General features: G+C 66.6%; 16 protein-coding genes and 3 pseudogenes. 3 read left to right on the forward strand and 16 right to left on the reverse strand.

Annotation, left to right across the window (positions count from 1 at the left end):
- From QOC69_RS34330 to QOC69_RS34340, 3 genes and pseudogenes are all read right to left on the reverse strand, one after another.
- A pseudogene (locus QOC69_RS34330) lies at positions 1 to 510 on the reverse strand (IS607 family transposase); the annotation flags it as partial.
- Positions 511 to 529: 19 nt separating this feature from the next.
- A complete protein-coding gene (locus tag QOC69_RS34335) occupies positions 530 to 1,312 on the reverse strand; it encodes an NAD(P)/FAD-dependent oxidoreductase (RefSeq protein ID WP_526447016.1) in 783 nt (260 codons plus the stop codon).
- Positions 1,313 to 1,416: 104 nt separating this feature from the next.
- A complete protein-coding gene (locus QOC69_RS34340) occupies positions 1,417 to 2,103 on the reverse strand; it encodes an ANTAR domain-containing protein (protein WP_526447018.1) in 687 nt (228 codons plus the stop codon).
- A 58-nt stretch (positions 2,104 to 2,161) separates the two neighbouring features.
- On the opposite strand from QOC69_RS34340, the pseudogene QOC69_RS34345 reads away from it, so the two are divergent.
- Positions 2,162 to 2,392: pseudogene (locus tag QOC69_RS34345) on the forward strand (thiamine pyrophosphate-binding protein); the annotation flags it as partial.
- A gap of 93 nt (positions 2,393 to 2,485) precedes the next feature.
- Here the strand turns inward: QOC69_RS34345 and QOC69_RS34350 are convergent.
- The 6 genes from QOC69_RS34350 to QOC69_RS34375 form a co-directional block, all read right to left on the reverse strand.
- Positions 2,486 to 3,307 carry a glycosyltransferase family 2 protein gene (locus QOC69_RS34350; protein WP_526447020.1) on the reverse strand — a complete coding sequence of 274 codons (822 nt, stop codon included), beginning with the start codon at positions 3,305 to 3,307 and terminating at the stop codon, positions 2,486 to 2,488.
- Positions 3,304 to 4,317: a glycosyltransferase gene (locus tag QOC69_RS34355; protein WP_526447022.1), complete on the reverse strand. Its 1,014-nt coding sequence runs from the start codon at positions 4,315 to 4,317 to the stop codon at positions 3,304 to 3,306. Before QOC69_RS34355 ends, QOC69_RS34350 begins: the two co-directional genes overlap by 4 nt.
- On the reverse strand, positions 4,205 to 5,401 hold the full coding sequence (locus QOC69_RS34360) for a glycosyltransferase family 4 protein (RefSeq protein ID WP_526447024.1): 1,197 nt from the start codon (positions 5,399 to 5,401) through the stop codon (positions 4,205 to 4,207). The genes QOC69_RS34355 and QOC69_RS34360 overlap by 113 nt, the downstream gene beginning before the upstream one ends.
- Positions 5,398 to 6,465 (reverse strand): glycosyltransferase family protein, encoded by a 1,068-nt coding sequence (locus tag QOC69_RS34365; protein WP_526447026.1) that lies wholly within the window; start codon positions 6,463 to 6,465, stop codon positions 5,398 to 5,400. The genes QOC69_RS34360 and QOC69_RS34365 overlap by 4 nt, the downstream gene beginning before the upstream one ends.
- A gap of 498 nt (positions 6,466 to 6,963) precedes the next feature.
- Positions 6,964 to 7,920: a YhjD/YihY/BrkB family envelope integrity protein gene (locus QOC69_RS34370; RefSeq protein WP_526447028.1), complete on the reverse strand. Its 957-nt coding sequence runs from the start codon at positions 7,918 to 7,920 to the stop codon at positions 6,964 to 6,966.
- Positions 7,921 to 8,545: 625 nt separating this feature from the next.
- Positions 8,546 to 8,824 carry a hypothetical protein gene (locus QOC69_RS34375; RefSeq protein ID WP_526447030.1) on the reverse strand — a complete coding sequence of 93 codons (279 nt, stop codon included), beginning with the start codon at positions 8,822 to 8,824 and terminating at the stop codon, positions 8,546 to 8,548.
- Positions 8,825 to 9,228: 404 nt separating this feature from the next.
- On the opposite strand from QOC69_RS34375, the gene QOC69_RS34380 reads away from it, so the two are divergent.
- Positions 9,229 to 9,543: a hypothetical protein gene (locus QOC69_RS34380; RefSeq protein WP_526447032.1), complete on the forward strand. Its 315-nt coding sequence runs from the start codon at positions 9,229 to 9,231 to the stop codon at positions 9,541 to 9,543.
- Between the two features lie 425 nt (positions 9,544 to 9,968).
- Here the strand turns inward: QOC69_RS34380 and QOC69_RS34385 are convergent.
- The 4 genes and pseudogenes from QOC69_RS34385 to QOC69_RS34400 all read right to left on the reverse strand — a co-directional run.
- A pseudogene (locus QOC69_RS34385) lies at positions 9,969 to 10,263 on the reverse strand (YhjD/YihY/BrkB family envelope integrity protein); the annotation flags it as partial.
- Between the two features lie 60 nt (positions 10,264 to 10,323).
- Positions 10,324 to 10,617 carry a DUF4235 domain-containing protein gene (locus tag QOC69_RS34390; RefSeq protein ID WP_526447034.1) on the reverse strand — a complete coding sequence of 98 codons (294 nt, stop codon included), beginning with the start codon at positions 10,615 to 10,617 and terminating at the stop codon, positions 10,324 to 10,326.
- Positions 10,618 to 10,653: 36 nt separating this feature from the next.
- Entirely contained in the window at positions 10,654 to 10,998 is a 345-nt protein-coding gene (locus QOC69_RS34395) for a DUF3618 domain-containing protein (protein WP_526447036.1), read from the reverse strand.
- On the reverse strand, positions 10,985 to 11,395 hold the full coding sequence (locus tag QOC69_RS34400) for a phage holin family protein (RefSeq protein ID WP_526447038.1): 411 nt from the start codon (positions 11,393 to 11,395) through the stop codon (positions 10,985 to 10,987). Before QOC69_RS34400 ends, QOC69_RS34395 begins: the two co-directional genes overlap by 14 nt.
- Positions 11,396 to 11,591: 196 nt before the next feature.
- Here QOC69_RS34400 and idi point away from each other — a divergent pair, with 196 nt between their 5' ends.
- Positions 11,592 to 12,152, forward strand: a complete 561-nt coding sequence (gene idi, locus QOC69_RS34405) for an isopentenyl-diphosphate Delta-isomerase (protein ID WP_526447040.1) — start codon at positions 11,592 to 11,594, stop codon at positions 12,150 to 12,152.
- A gap of 17 nt (positions 12,153 to 12,169) precedes the next feature.
- Here idi and QOC69_RS34410 read toward each other — a convergent pair whose 3' ends face one another.
- The 3 genes from QOC69_RS34410 to QOC69_RS34420 form a co-directional block, all read right to left on the reverse strand.
- Complete coding sequence (locus QOC69_RS34410) at positions 12,170 to 13,189, reverse strand: DUF5914 domain-containing protein (RefSeq protein WP_526447042.1); 1,020 nt, start codon at positions 13,187 to 13,189, stop codon at positions 12,170 to 12,172.
- Positions 13,186 to 14,709, reverse strand: a complete 1,524-nt coding sequence (locus QOC69_RS34415) for an FAD-dependent oxidoreductase (protein WP_526447044.1) — start codon at positions 14,707 to 14,709, stop codon at positions 13,186 to 13,188. Before QOC69_RS34415 ends, QOC69_RS34410 begins: the two co-directional genes overlap by 4 nt.
- Positions 14,706 to 15,339 (reverse strand): class I SAM-dependent methyltransferase (locus QOC69_RS34420; protein ID WP_526447046.1); only part of this gene is annotated, 634 nt, incomplete at its 5' end. The genes QOC69_RS34415 and QOC69_RS34420, both read right to left, overlap by 4 nt.

A 15,339-nucleotide genomic window follows, 5' to 3' on the forward strand; every position in this document is an offset into this window, starting at 1 on the left:
TGCCGGCAATACAACCGGGCACACATCGAGGTGAGGACTTCGATCACGTCGCGCACCAGATCGTCGGTCCTCTCCCCGGGACCGGCGACCACCATCCGGCGGCCCCGCGCAGACAACGCAGCCTCCACATGCTCCACCCCGACACAGGCCAACCGGTCACGATGCTCCACAACGATCACCTTCGCATCCGGGTCCGACATTGATCCGACGCAACTTCGGACGTTTGCCATAGAGACCCAACCCCACCTGCACCACGACCTGCCGCACTGTCAGATCCTGGTCAGTCACCCACACCGTCAACCGCGACACCCGGCGATCCAAATCGGCGCGCTGATCATGGCTGCACACCCGCGCATACATCACCACCCCGCCATCGCCGGCCGGCGCCGTGCGCACCAGAATCAGCCGGCCCACCCCCTCCACGGGCACCAGCAGCGTCCCTTCCCGAAACCAGCGATAAGCCGTATGTCGGTTCACCCCAACCGATTCCGCCCAATCCGCCAGATTCACAACATCAACTCAAACACACTTACCCACACTCAAATACACTCAACACGCAACAGTTCATGACCCTCGCAAAGAATCCGCCGCGATCCAATATCGGGATACCGGTGGCCAACACCACCTGGTCGGTGATCAGCGAAAGTCGTTGCGGCTCAGGATCCTCGGCGGTGCGGCGCGGCTGCACGGTGATGGTCAGCGGCTTCAGGCCGGACACCGATTCGGCGCGGAAGCCTTGGAAGAGGCGGCCACCGTGCGTTTCGAGTTCGGTCGCGAGGCTGCTCAGCAGGGGCAGCGGGTCAAGTTGGGCCTGCTCGCGCATCCGCACCCCGCCGTGGAAGGGAAACGGGACGTCTGCTTCGGAGGTCCACTCGGCGTACAGTCCCGCGTCGCGGCACGCAGCGAGTTCCGTATTGGCGTCCTCGACGCCTCCGGCTGACTGCGCGTAGCTGTAGGCGTCCTCGCGCTGGACGGACAGGCCGTGGTCCTCGCAGTACCGCAACAGCCAGTCCCGGCCCTCGGTGTTGCCCGCGACGTAGGCCCGTAAAACGTCGTTGCCGTGTTTGCCCGCGATGCGGGAAAGCTTGGTGCCCTGCAACAGGCTGACCTTGCCGGTCGTGTTGCCCGTTGCGCCGGCGCCGACGTACCGGGCCTCCAGTACGGCCACGCGCTTGCCCGCCCGGGCCAGCAATACGGCCGTTGCCAGTTCGGTGATGCCCGCTCCGATCACAACGACGTCGTAGCCGGCGTCTTCGAACGTACCGGCGGCCGTCGCGGACTCGATGCGATCAGCGAGCCACAGTGAGGTCATGGCCGAGCGGTACCCGGACGAACTCGGGCCAAACGCCGACGGCTGCCGCCGCAGGGCGCTGCTTCTGGTGGTCGTCGGTCGCGTGGCAACTGGCGATGTGGTGGTCAATTACCGCGCGTATCGATGACGCGCTGGGCGAGCTCGTTGAGCTTGATGTTCTGCTCTTGACTCAACCGTCTGAGCATGTCGAACGCCCGCAGGTCGTCCACCCCGAAGCGCTGCATGATGATCCCCTTCGCCTGGCCGATGCGGTCTCGGGTACGCAACGCCGTCGTCAGTTGCCGCTCCTGTTGGTTGGCCAGAATTGCCGAGGCGGCGTGCGCTGCCAGTACCCCGCCGACGGTCTCGTCCTCGTCGCCCCAGCCCACGGGTTCGAACCCGAAGAGGTTGAGTGCGCCAGCGGACCGATCAGCAGTGTAGAGCTTGAACGACAGCCCGCTGAGGACGCCGGCCTCCACGACGGCGGGGGAGTACTGGGGCCATCGGGACTCGGTCCGAAAGTCGTTGGTGCAAACGACGGTATCGGCGAGTGCCGCCTGCACGCACGGACCTTCGCCGAAGGTCATCTGAAGAATGTCGAGCTGGTGCGGCACCGCGCTGGTGGTGGCGATGGAGTCAAAGCCGCCGTCATCCTTGACCACCAGAATGCCCGCCGTGTCGACTCCGTCGATCAGGTCCACGGCAGCTGCGGTGACTTCGGCGAGGATGTCCTCGATCGAGCGTGGCGGGGCCAGCGCGCGTGCCAAGGCGGCCATCCGCACGGCGAGTTCATGACTGGTCAGCTGTTCCACACTGACGTTCTTCCCACCCCAGGCAGGCACAAACAACGCGCAGTTCACGACGGTCGGGTGGCGACACGATGTCCGGTCGTACGTGCAGGCCCGACACGAGGAGATGGCGGCGTTCGAGGCCATGGGATTCGCCAAGTTCTCCGGTGAAGTCGGCGTGTGCGTCGCAACCAGCGGTCCAGGGGCCAGCCATCTGCTCAATGGGTTGTACGACGCCAAGCTCGACCACGTGCCGGTGGTTGCGGTCGTCGGGCAGACAGAAAACCCAACAGGCTCTGCCAGGCAAGAGGTAGTGGCGCAACGGCGAACGTGAACGACGGCAGTCGAGGTCGACGACGTGCAGTAGGCAGCTCGCGGATCGATCCTGCAAGCCGTCATCGACTGGCTAGCCGATGGTGGGGCGTCCGTCGGCAGCGCGGATGATCAGCCCGCGTTCGTGAAAGGCCGCCAGCCAGCCCTCCATGGGCCACCAGCCCCACCGCTGATGGAAGATCTCGGCGTTGCGGACGATGTCGTGCAGGTGCTGTACCGGCGGATCCGACAAGGGGTGGAACTGGTGAAAGGCGTGCGCGCCCCCGATCCATCTCATGGGAATCCCTGCGGCTGAGGCGGTTTGGGCGAAGTCGGTGTCTTCGGCGCCGTATCCGCGGTAACGGGTGCAGAATCCACCTATCCGGCGCCAAGTGGATGCCGTCAGGGCGAAGGACAACGACCAGAACAGTGCGTAGTCGGTGCTGGCGACGACGTCGCCGTCGGGGGGCGCCGGCCGTGCGGGATGTGGATCGATGAGGTGCTCGAGGTTCGCCGGGTAGCCGCCGTGATTCGGTGGCGCCAGATAGGTGACCGGCCCGCACAGCAGCGCGGTGCGGTGTCGGGAATCGGCCGCGGCGGCGTGGTAGCGCGCGACCATGTCGGGGGAGGGGATGCAGTCGACGTCGAGGAAGACGAGCACCTCGGCTCCCCGGTTCAGCGCGGCTTGCGCTCCGGTGTTGCGGGCGGCTGCGATCGGCAGAGGGCCGGCCGCGTCGTTGCACTCCACCACGTGCGCCGGGCTGCCGGTGGCCGTGACGATTTCGGCCAATTCGGGGTCGTCGACGGCGACGATGACATGTATGTCGGGTGGTCTCGTGCTGCGCCCCATCCCGTCCAGTTGGCGGCGGAGGTGCTCGGCGCGCCCATGGGCGATGGTGACGATGGCCGTCCTCATGGCGTACCGCCTTCCGCACACCGACCCGCGATGGCTTCGATTGCGCGGGCGGCGCGCGCGGCGGCACCGTCGGTCTGCCAGGTGCGCCAGCGGGTCGGATCGGTACTTCGTGCGTGCATGATCAGGCCTCGCCACGCGTGCGGACCCGGCCAGCTCCGGATCACGACGGCGAGTCGGCGGCGGCGCAGCACTTCGGCGGTGACGTGTTGCTCACCGAATGGGCGCGACTGGGGCAGCAGGATCGCGGGGCGCTCGGCGGCGGCGACGTCGGCTATGCATCCTTGGCCGGCGTGGGTGACGACGACGTCAGCCGCGCAGATGTCCGGCCAGGGATCCGGGGTGGCGCAGCCGCCGGGCAGTCCCAATGCGTGCCAGTCGATGTCGGGAAGTGCGGTCGAGCAGGCCTCGACCGTGGCCTGGTCGATCTCGCCTCCGCCGGCGCCGCCGAGGACGAGCACCTTGGGCGGGGCGCGGCGTGTGTCGGGGGGCGGGCACGGACGCTGGGCGAAGCGGCTGATTCCGCCGACGTAGCTGGTCTTGGCGGCGTGAGTCCGCAGCCACGCCGGCTCGTAGAACTCCCGCGGCCACGCCGCGATGATGTGGTCGGCGAGCTGGTGGACGAAGATGTGCGGTGGGTCGGTGCGCTCGCCGGGTACCGCCATCACGATCACTGGCACCCCGAGCAGTCTGACGAACGCCGCGACCTCGACCGAGACGTCGACCACGACCGCCGCGGGTCGGGTCTGGTCGATCCACCGGGCGACGAGCGCCATTCGCGTGGTCAAGCCGCGGTCGTGCTGTGGAGCCCAGTGCAGCGCGCCGTGTGCCGCCGGCTCGGTGGCCCTTCGGCCGGTGTCGTCGCGTGGCAGGGCGACAACGTCGGCGAACGGATGCGGATTAAGGATGTCCAGCGAGGTCAGTGCGGTGACCGGTGGGCGCAGCTGAGCACAGATGCTGGCGGCACGGTGCAGGTGGCCAGCTCCATGATGGTGGATGTAGTAGCCGATCATGGTCCTCCTCGCTCGGGTCGTTGATCGTGGCGCGGTAGAGCCGCAGGTAGGCGCTGACCATCGCGCCAGCCGAGCAGCGGGCGATCGCGTGCCGGTGCACGCCGCGGCGCGACAAGTCGATGGCGGCCGGAATCGCAGCCGCCATCACCTCGACGTCGCCGGGCGGGACGAGTCGGCCACCGTGCGGTGCAACGATTTCGGGAATGCCACCGCGGGCGAAGGCCACGACCGGTGTGCCGCAGGACATGGCCTCCGCGACGACCAGTCCGTACGGTTCGTCCCACATCGGGGTGACCAGTGCGGCCGCCGATCGGCCGACCAGCCCTGCCAACTCGCCGTGATCCAGGTGCCCGGCGTAGCGCGCCTCGTCGCCGAGACAGGGCACGATGAAGCGTTCGAAGTAGTCGCCGTCACTGACGGGGCCAGCCAGTACCAGGGGCAGGCCCGCTCGGCGGGCGGCCGCGACCGCCAGGTGTGGAGCCTTTTCACCGGTGATGCGTCCGAACCACACCAGACTCCTCCCACCGGGACCCAGCGGCCAGTGGCGGGCGTCGACGCCGTTGGGCACCACCGCCATGTCGGGCACGGCGTGGTGCCACGCGGCCGCGGTGTGGCGGCTGACCGCGGCGAACCGAGTGCCCGCACCACCCGTGGCCTGCAGCGCAGACTCCAGCCACGGGGTGGGCGGGGTGTGCACGGTGGTCAGCATGGGGGTGGACACCATGGGGGCCATGGCGACCGGCAGGTGGTGCAGGCTGTGGTTGTGGATGATGTCGAAATCGTTTGCGCGATCGGCAAGCTCCATCATCAGGCTCAGATAGGCGTGATGATCGGTCATGAAGGCGGTCGACGTCATCGACGAATCCGTCTGCGCGGCAGGCGAAAGCGTCAACTCCTGCACGTTCAGCGCGGCGCAGTACAGGCTGGCGTCCGAGCCGGCAGCGGCGAACAGAGACACGTGGTGACCCAGCTCGACCAAAGCGCGTGCCAGATGCCAGACATGGGCCTCCAGGCCGCCGGCGAACGGCTGACGCAGGGGAAACCGATTGGAGGCGATGAGCGCCACGCGCAGCGGCGTGCTCACGCGAGTGCGCCTTCGTACAAGGCGCGGTGGGCCTGCGCTATCCGGACGCGTTCGGTGCGACGCTGTCCCCAGCTAGCCCGTGGCGCCGCGGTCCCGCCGCTCCACCGGTCGTACGCGGCGCGCACAGCGCGATGCAGCGATTCTGGGTCGAATGTCTCCTCGGTGAAGTCGAACACTCCGCAGGGACGTTGCTCGCCGTAGAAGCCGCAGCTGGGTGCGATGACCGCGGTGCCGAGATCGAAACATGCCTCCAGCCAACCGGAATGGGTGCCGAAGCGGTAGGGCAGCACCGACACCGACACCGAGGACAGGTAGTCCCACAGTTCATCGTCGGTGTAGTAGGGATGCACGCGCACGTCGACGTGAGGGTGCTTGGCGTATTGCCGCAGAGCCGCACCCAGTGTGGGTGCATACCAGTGGTTGCCAGGCTGATAGACCTCGTCGTGCACGTCGAGCCGAAGAACTGCGCCGGACAGCTCCGCCACGACGGGCACGAGGGCGTCCAGCACGGTCAGCGGGTCCATGTTGGCGCGCACGCTCTTGGCGTGCACTGCGACGACGAATTGACCCGATGCCGGACGGGGTCGCTCGATGCGGGCGATGTCCAGCACGTGGGGGTGGGGCAGGACGTGGGCTTGTCGGCCCCAGCGGGCTGAGACGGCCTGTGCCGCACCGGGTGTCAGCGTGATCAGCGTGTGCGCGGCGGCGACGAGGACATCTTGTTGCTCATCGTGGGCGTCTCGTTCGGGGTGATGCGGATTGCGTAGGTCGTGCACGGTGTAGACGAGGGGCTTGTCGTGCACCTTCAGTTCGTGCATGACCTCGCCGAGGACGTCGGGGGCGACGGCGTCGAAGCCGAAGTGCACGTGGAACAGATCGAAGCGATGGTGGTGGTCGGTGACCCAGCCCGATTCGAGCATCAGCGGCGGCCACCATCCGCCAGGGACGGTGCGGCCGTCGACCGGGACGGGGTCGGGCAGCCTTGACACCACGTCCAAGGCGTCCGGATGGGCGAGGTGTCGCACGTAGACGTGCGACGACGGCACCGAGGCAACCCGCAACACACCAACTCCTTCGACGCCTGGGCGACCGTCGGGTTCTGGCCTGGTGGGTTCGGCACACGGTTCGTCGCCGTCGATGACCCACCCGGCAAGTCCCCGCGATAGCTGGAGGAATCTGCCTCAGCCAGATACCCGGGCGAGGGAACTGAAAACCTGTGAAATGATGCACGGTTCACGGACACTTCCACCGAAACGAGCGTCTGCGCCTCGCCATCCTTGGCGCTGCCGATCGGCAGTATCGAGGCCACCTCGGAGCGGATGCAAAGCGCTCAACCTTCATAGGTTCGGCGGCTTGTCGATCTGCGGGCTGCGAACGAGAGATTCGACGGTCCACCCAACATGGTTTCCTGAACCGTGGCTTCGGGCATGTTCAGCGTGGCGGCGGGTGCGACGAGGTTGCGTTGACACATTCGTCGCAAGGTGACCCGGGACAACCCGTGTGTTGAGCCAACAGCGCGTGCCCGGACTCACCGCTCTTTGCGCACGAGGCTAGCCGAACGGTCACTCGCGTCCGCGTGTTTGGCGTAATTCCCGGCCACGCAAGATGTCTCTTTCGTCCTTGGCGTCGTCCTTGTCGGCCACTGTGGTGTCCCGCAGCGGAAGTTTCAGGTCGTCTTCGGCCGCGATTCCGGCCTGCAGCTCCCGCCCGCGTTCCAGTTCGGCGTCGACTTCAGCGCCGAACAGGAGCGCCAGGTTGGTAATCCACAACCACAGTAGGAACACGACGACGCCAGCCAGGGCGCCGTAGGTCTTGTTGTAACTGCTGAAGTTGGCGACGTAGACACCGAAGCCCAGCGAAGCGATCACCCACACAGTGATCGCGACGAACGCTCCGACGCTGATCCAGCGAAACCTCGGTTGTTGGACGTTGGGTCCGGCGTAGTACAACAGGGCCACGCCCAGAGCGACCAGCGCAGGCAGTACTGGCCATCGCGCGATGTTCCACACCGTTTGCGCCGTGTCGCCAATGCCGAGGTGGTGTCCGAGCACCGTGGCGACTGGTCCGCTGACGGCCAGCATGAACGCGACGAGCGCGGCGACGACCAGCCCGGCCGCCGTGAGTAAAAGTTGTTGGGGCCGCAGTTTCCAGACCGGACGTCCCTCTTTGACTTCGTAGATGCGGTTCATGGCGCGACTGAATGCCCCTACGTATCCCGACGCCGACCACAGCGCGCCCAGAATGCCCATCACGAGGGCGAGGCCGGCCGACGGCGCTTCGACCAGCTGCTCGATCGGCCCACGGAGGGTGTCGACGGTCGAGACGGGAGCGATGTCGCCGACGATCCGCAGGATCGCGTCGGACGTCTGTCGGCCTTGCCCAAACACCCCGAGCAACGATACGACCACGACCAGCGCGGGGAACACTGACAGGACGGCGTAATAGGTAAGTGCGGCAGCCAGATCAGTGCACTGGTCCCGGCCGAACTCCCGCACCGTCTGGCGCAGGACGTAGAGCACGGACGGCCGGGTGAGGTCAGCAGGCGATTCGGGTTTGCGTGGGTCGTCGGGATCTGGACGGTACGCGTCGTCGACGGGCGGCGCCGCGGCGGCTGGGGCGGAGGAGCGCTGGTAATGCGTCGCGGACGGTCTGACTGCCGCTCCGCCAGGTTGGACAGGTGATGACGATTTCCGTTGGCGGGCAAGGACAACGGCGGCGATCGCACTGCCGAGGACTGCACCGACCCAGGCCAGAATTTCGCGGGACCGGGCCGGACCGGGGTCCGACCCCGCACGTTGGCGCTGACTTTGCCCGGCGCCGCGATTCCATGTCACGGCGACGTGATGCCCCGCGGCGAAACGGGCTAAACCGCGGCGCGGTAGTCCTCTATGACGTAGGTACACCAGAGAAATGCGCGACCCGACTTCTGACCGTCGTGATCGCGAAAGCTGTTCGATGACACCATTCTCGGGTCGGCACGGTCGGCACCACGAAGCCAGACCGAATCACCTGAAGGTCCGGGGGGTCGGTCACGACAATGTTCACCGTCGGGTGCAGCGATGGTGTCTGGTCGAGTCCTATGAGCCGCATCGGTTGGCTAGGCCGGTCGCCAGATCGCGTCGCCGACGCGGCGGTGGCGGGCTGTCAGAGCTTGTCTTCGCCGCGCTCCGTTCCTGGCGTGTGGGCCGGAGTCGGCGCTCCTTTGTCGCCGCCAGAGTCGGGGGCCGACTTGGTCGACGTGTCCTCGCCGCTGGTCACGCCGGTGTTCTTGGAGACCTCGTTCTCACCGCGTCCCGGCGTGCCGCCGGCGTTGCTTTCCTTGCGGCCGTCATAGGGCGGCAGCACCGGTTCCGCATCGCCCGGCAGCACGGTCTTTCCGCCGCCGTATTCTCTGCCCTCTGCGGGGTCGGCGGTTGACGACACGATGCCATCGTCGATGGCTCCCGACGGCCTATCCACCGGACCGTCTTCGAGTTCGTGTGCTCGTCCGGACGATACGACTGCGGTTCCCTCCGATTGCTGGGCTGACTTGTCAGCTGGATCGTTGCTCATAATTGCTCCCTCTTGCCGCCGCTTCGTTGCGGCGACGCTGTCTGGCGGCTACCCCCTCGGAAGGCCGTAAAACCAGGCCTTCTTTATGCGTCGGCCGCGACCCGGTGGCACGTCGGTGGCGGGTGGTTCGCCCGAGGACGCCGGAACGGGAGCACGGGGGCCGCCCCGCACAGCGCGGCGAAGGCGGCCTCGTTGCGTAGCCGGTCAGGGGCTGGTGCCGGCGCTGACGAGCAATTGCGCGGCGACGTCGGGACCGACGTTCGATGTTTGGTTTCGTGAACAAGCTCGCGGGTAGGCGGCGGCTGAGCCTCGCCGCAGTGTGCGGCGGCTCAAGGGAGTTTCACATGTCCACTAATCCGAGCGAACAATCAACTGCACAACCACAGTCCGGCGGCGGTCCCGTCGACCGGCCCAACGGTTCAATCGACGATGACTCCGTGCATCCATTGACCGATCCGGACGATGACACAACCGGCAACATTGAGCCGGTCGTGCCCCTCGGCAACGCGGAGACCGAGAACGAGAGCAACGGTGACCGCGCGACAAAGCCGTCTCAAGACGCCCGCCTGATGGGCCCCGCAGGCAACTGAGGTTCTGACGGTGCAGCGAAACGGCTCCGCCCGTCATCGCAGGGTCGTGACGGGCCGAGCTCAAACGTTGCAACATTGCGATTCTGGCTAACCTTCGTTGGGGTGCCATGAAGGCGTGAGTCCACGTTCGACCCACGCCAGACTTGGCGTGGACACGGGAGCCCGTGTGCTCGGTCCGATTGCTCTGATGAATGTGAACTGACACGTTGGTCATGATCGGTCGTCTTGCGCTGCAAGGTTGGCAGCGATGTTGGCGGGCAACTACCCGTGGACAAAGCCGCACGGCCGCCTCAATAATTGGGCCCAACAATTCAGCCAAACCGCTCGACGGTGCTGTGCGACGAGCGCATCGATGGCTGTTGGCTCACCCAGGTGGGTCGGAACGCCGAGCGCGTCGGCACCGAGGGCCCGCAGCCGCTTGCACCGATCGGGGTACGCAGAGTGTCGACGGTAGAGCTAGGTCCGAGGTCGCCGACGAGTTGCAACAGCGCGTCGGTGGTTTGCCTTCGCCGAAGACACCGAGGAGCGAGACGACCACCACCAGCGCAGGAAAGATCGAAAGTACGGCGTAATACGTCAGCGCCGCAGCGAGATCGGTGCATTGATCCCCGCCGAACTCCCGTGCCGTCTTCTCAGAACGAAGAAGACCGACGGTTTGGTGAGATCGGTCGGAGAATCTGGCTTACGGGGGTCGGCCGGATCGGGAGCTTGTCCGTTGTCTCGTCCTCGTTCGTTGTCTCATCGCTGCTCACACGGATGCCCGAAGAACGCGGTGAGCTGTCAGCTTCCTGGCCATTCGCCAGACCATTTCTCGAACAGTCGTGCGCCCTGGCGGTCGATCACCGTCTTCACGACCGAGAAGATCGCACCTTGGACCGCGGCGGCCACCAGAATCTCCCTGAACGAGTAGCTGGTCTCCAACGCCGTTGGCGGGTCTGACTTTTCGCCTGGTGCGGCCCGCCGCCACACCTGCTTGAATATCGCGCCGGCAACCAAACCGCCGAGAACTGAGCTCAACAGCCCAACCGGGCGGTACAGAATCTTCGCCGTCGTGCTGGGTCCATTCACGGCCATTTCGCCTGCCTCAACGTGCTGTGGACTGGGATGTGATCATCTGCGGCGGCGCCTCCATATGACGACGCCCACGAAGACAACGATCAACGCGACCGCCGCTGCCGGTACCACGGGACGAACGGAACCTTTGTCGTCGGTAGCGACGTCGACGATCTGCGAGCCGACCTGCGAACCCTTCGCTCGCACGGACTGAGCCTTGTCGGCGATGAGTTCCTTGGTGTCATCGACCTTCTGCTTGGCCTGCTGCTTGACGTCGAGCTTCGCCGACAGGGCTTCCACGGTCCGACCGAGCTCGTTTCGGGTGGCTCCGATGTCCGCTCGTATGTCGTCGACGCTGGCGTCGGGGCCGGGTTCTGGCTTGCCCGGATCAGAGTTGGTCATGGCGGGCTTCCTTCACCTCGTTGATGTCCTGCTTAACGCTGGCCACCGTCTGCTGCGGAACCGGGTCGGTCTGCTGTAGCTGCTTCTTGCTGACCAGACCCGCGATACCCGCAGCGGCGAACAGTAGGACTCCGATGACGAGGGCCGCCGCCCAGAGCGGCAACACCAGTGCGAGGGCAGCGACAGCCGAGGTGACGAAGGTTGCGAGCCCGAGGACGGCCAGCAGCCCCGCCACGCTCAGCAGACCGGCACCGAGGCCCGCGTGCTTGGCCGCTTCTCGAAACTCGGTCTGCGCTAACTTCATTTCATCTCGAACCAACCGCGACGTCTGCGATGAAAGCTGGCTCACCAACTCACCGATCGAGGGGTCGGCTTGCGGTTTCGACTCGACGTTCATTGCGTACCACCCTGGCGTTGGTCCACTGACCAGTCCGTGGGGCACCACGCTGGTCGACGTTCTAGCGAAATGCCCCCGCCGCTGCGCGCTAAACATCCCGTCACGAACCGCCGAATGCACGATTCGTTACCGCGCCTCCGGCGCCAATCGCCTGCGTGGTTTACGCGCCGACGGGTACGTGTAAGGAATGTGTTCTATGACGGTGGCGACTGGCGACGAGCGTGTCGTGTTGCTGGACGACGATGGGCAAGAGGTCGGTAGTGCGGCGAAAGCGGCGGTGCATCACGAGTCGACGCCGCTGCACCTGGGCTTTTCGTGCTATCTCTTCGATGGGGCAGGGCGTGTGCTGCTGACCCGCCGCGCTCTGGGCAAGCAGACCTGGCCCGGGGTGTGGACCAACTCCTTCTGTGGGCATCCCGCGCCTGGTGAGCCGGTCGCCGAGGCAGTCCGGCGCCGTGCTCGCCAGGAGTTGGGCGTCACGGTCGAGCGCCCAGTCTGTGTCCTGCCACGTTTTCGTTACCGCGCCGTCGCGGCCGACGGCACGGTCGAGAACGAGGTCTGTCCCGTCTTCTGCGCCCGCACCGACGCCGCGATTCAGGCTTCCGCGGACGAGATCATGGACTCCCAATGGGTGACATGGTTCGAGTTGCGTTCGGCCGCTGAAATGGCCTGGTCGATCAGTCCGTGGGCAGCAGAGCAGATTCCGCTGCTCGATGCGGAGGGACTCTTAGCGTGGACCAGGCCGCTCGGCGCGTGACCTCGTGGGGCGGACCGTCAGCCCCGGTTCGCGTCGCGACTGCGCAACGCGAACAGTCGCTCGGCGTAGATCAGGTCGTCACGCCACAACCGGGTGGCCGCGTGCCGCATGAATGGCGTGATCATGGGTGCGGCACGCAAGGAGTGCGCAAAACCGGGTCGATCGGAGTGTGCGATTACGGCCTCGATCACCGCCGTTCTGGGCCGCCCGTCATCTCCGGCGCCTAGCGGCACGACGTGCGTCTCCACCACGCTGCCCGAGCCTTCGCCTTCGACGATCCGCATCAGGATCGTCCTGCGCTCGGGGCTGGTGAACTCGGCCACCACGGGCACACCCAGTCGGCCGATCCGGAACGTCACTGCGACGAGAAAGCGATCCAGCTCCTCCGGAAGGTTGTCGTCGGGGGGTGGTGCACTGAGCACGTCGAGCCGCGTGAACGAATAGGGGTGGAACCACGACCCGTGCCACGGGTCCAGCCGGTTGGCGAGGACGTCCCTTGGCTCGCATACGCCGACGAGCCGTGTCACCGCGTGCACGCGCGCCCCGTCGGGACGTTGGGCGAGCGCAGGCTCCTCGGTGGGCTCCTCACCTCCAACGGCGTTCAGCCGTACCCAGGCGATGACGCCGTCGTCATGGGCAGGAAACGGATTCCAGCCCATCCGGCTGCCGCCGGTCAGTCGCAGCCCGTGCCACGGGCAGATCAGCGCGCCGCAGTCGATGCGCCCCGTCGAGAGGTCGGCGCCGAGGTGCGGACACGCTGACGGGCCGACGTGCAGCGTTCCATCGGCACCACGCCAGGCGACGAGTTCGACGCCCGCGACGGTGAAGGCCAGTGGTCGGCTGCGGATGCCGCTGGCAGCTGCGAACGGATACCAGTTGCCGCTCGGCCGAGCCTGCGAGCGCGCCAGGGCAGAGCGGATCACGGCGGGGTTGGCGTCGTGGTACGTCGGTTGCTGGGCCGCCCAGTCTGTTGGCGGAAGAAGTCGAAGGGGAGAGGTCTCCGACAATCTCTTCCTGAACTCGTCGAGCAGGCTCATCGCCGCAGCTGCCTTGCCCGGTTGGCGAGCCGACGCAGGAGCGCCGAGCGGCCCTGTGTCGGAACGGTTTCCAAGGCGTGACCCCTGATCCCGAAGCCGCTGAGCAACCGATTGGCGGCGGTCCACCCCGTGGTCGCCGCGCGTTCCATCAGCGCCACCGGGAGATCGATCCGGATGCCGTCGCCTGCCAGGGCCAGGCCGACGTGCGGGGTATCCACCCCTGGGCGGCCGGCGAAGTCGCCCGGTGCGAATCGTGGACAGTCGTTGCGGCACAACACCCGCTCGCCGACGATCCGCGCCCGTTCAGTCTCGGGGTAGAGCTCCTGCATCCGGGCGATGAGTCGGTCGTGCAGGTCGTCATGGCGATCGGCCACCGCGTACGCGTGCAGCTCGACTACGGAGCCGCCGGTTCGTCGGGCCCAGTCCGCTGCCTGACCTTCGTACCGTTCAAGCACGCTGATGTTGTCCAGCGGCGGCCGTCCGCCGGTGCCCAGGAACGCGGCGCGATCGGCGTTGACCGGGAGGTCCAGCCACAGCCGGTGCACGACGAAGGGTGCGGCGGTGCGCAGGGCCTCGACGCGGCGGCCCAATTCGTCGTCGAGGGTGGGTGAACCTTCGACGATGTGCCGTAGACCGGCGACGTCGGTGGCCAGCACGACACCGTCTGCCTCGAAGCTCAGCCCCGAACGGGTGTCGACGGTGAAGTTGGCCGCATTGCGCACCCGGCTCACGGTGACGCCGGTGTGGAAGCGCACGCCCAGTGTCTCCAGATGGGCCCGTAGCGGATTCCACAGAGCGACGTCGAAGTTGGCGTTGGCTACGTCGAAGACCAGTCCCTCGCTCGAGCCGAGGAAGTAGATGTGGAACATCGTCGCCAGCTCGGCGGCTGACAGGTCGGTCGGCTCGGCGAAGAAGCTGCGCGAGAAGACTTCGAAGGCGAGATGTCGCGCCGCGTCGGGGAAGTTGATGTCGCGAAGAAAGGAATCGGCGTCCACGTGGTCCAGCCACTGGAAGATGTCCGGCACCGACACCGCGGCCAGCGGGGCAGCGGCGCGGGCGTTGATTCGAGCCAGATCACGAATGTGAAACGTGGGGCTGCGTAGTGCGAAGGCCAGCGCATTCCATGGTGGCGTCTTCGGCAGGCCGCGGAACGTGTCTCGGCGGCCGTGCGCGTCGACAAGGGGATAGTCCTCGACCGGGGTCAGCATCGCCAGCTCGGGATCGATGCACCGCAACAGTTTTCGCAGGTTGTAGTACTGCCGGAAGAACGCGTGGAACCCGCGATTCATCGGCACGGGGGTGCCGTCGTCGAGCATCTCGGGCCAGCCGCCGACACGGCCACCGAGATACGGCTCGCGTTCGACGACGTCGACGGTGACGCCGCGTTCCGCCAAGCCGGCGGCGGCGGCCAAACCCGCGATACCCGCACCGACCACGACGACGTGCGGCCTTCGCGGCAACGATGCCGCATTCGGCAACCCGGGTGGTGCGTCGTGCACCGCGATGCGTCGATCGGTCATCGTGGCGCCTCGGCAAGGAACGTGTGCACGACGTTGCGCTGCCAGCCGGTCATCGTGTGACTGCGTGCGGCGGTGAAACCATTGTCGTGCAGGCGCTCCCGGAAGGAGGCGGCGCCGTCGAACCGATTCACGCTGCGTCGCAGATACCGGTACAGGTCCGAATCGCCACTGCGTAGACGGCCCGCCGGAATGATGATCGTCGTACAGACGACGTTCCACACGGCGGTGGCGAGACGTGAGTCGCGCACCGAGTACTCGTGCACCGCCAGCGTTGCGCCCGGCCGTAGCAGACCACGAAAGGCACTCAGTTGAGCGTCGGGATCGGCCAGGTTCCGGATCAGGTAGGCGGCGAGGATACCGTCGAACGGGCCCTTGACGCCTGCCGCGGCGAGGTCCTCGATGCGGCTGTGCACGAAGCGAACCGAGGACGGCCAATTCTTGGCGGCGGCCTGTGCCAGCATGCCTGCCGATCCGTCCACACCAATGATCTCAGCCTGCGGTGCGGCGGCCAGCAGCGCCGCGGTGGAGGCTCCGGTGCCACAGCCCGCATCCAAGAGTCGCAATCCGCGGCCTGCGTCGGGAATCTGCATGCGCTGCGCTGAAAGCCGAAGGTGGGCGTGGTAACCCGGG

The sequence above is a fragment of the Mycobacterium sp. genome (assembly GCF_032162105.1).
Classification (GTDB): Bacteria; Actinomycetota; Actinomycetes; order Mycobacteriales; family Mycobacteriaceae; genus Mycobacterium.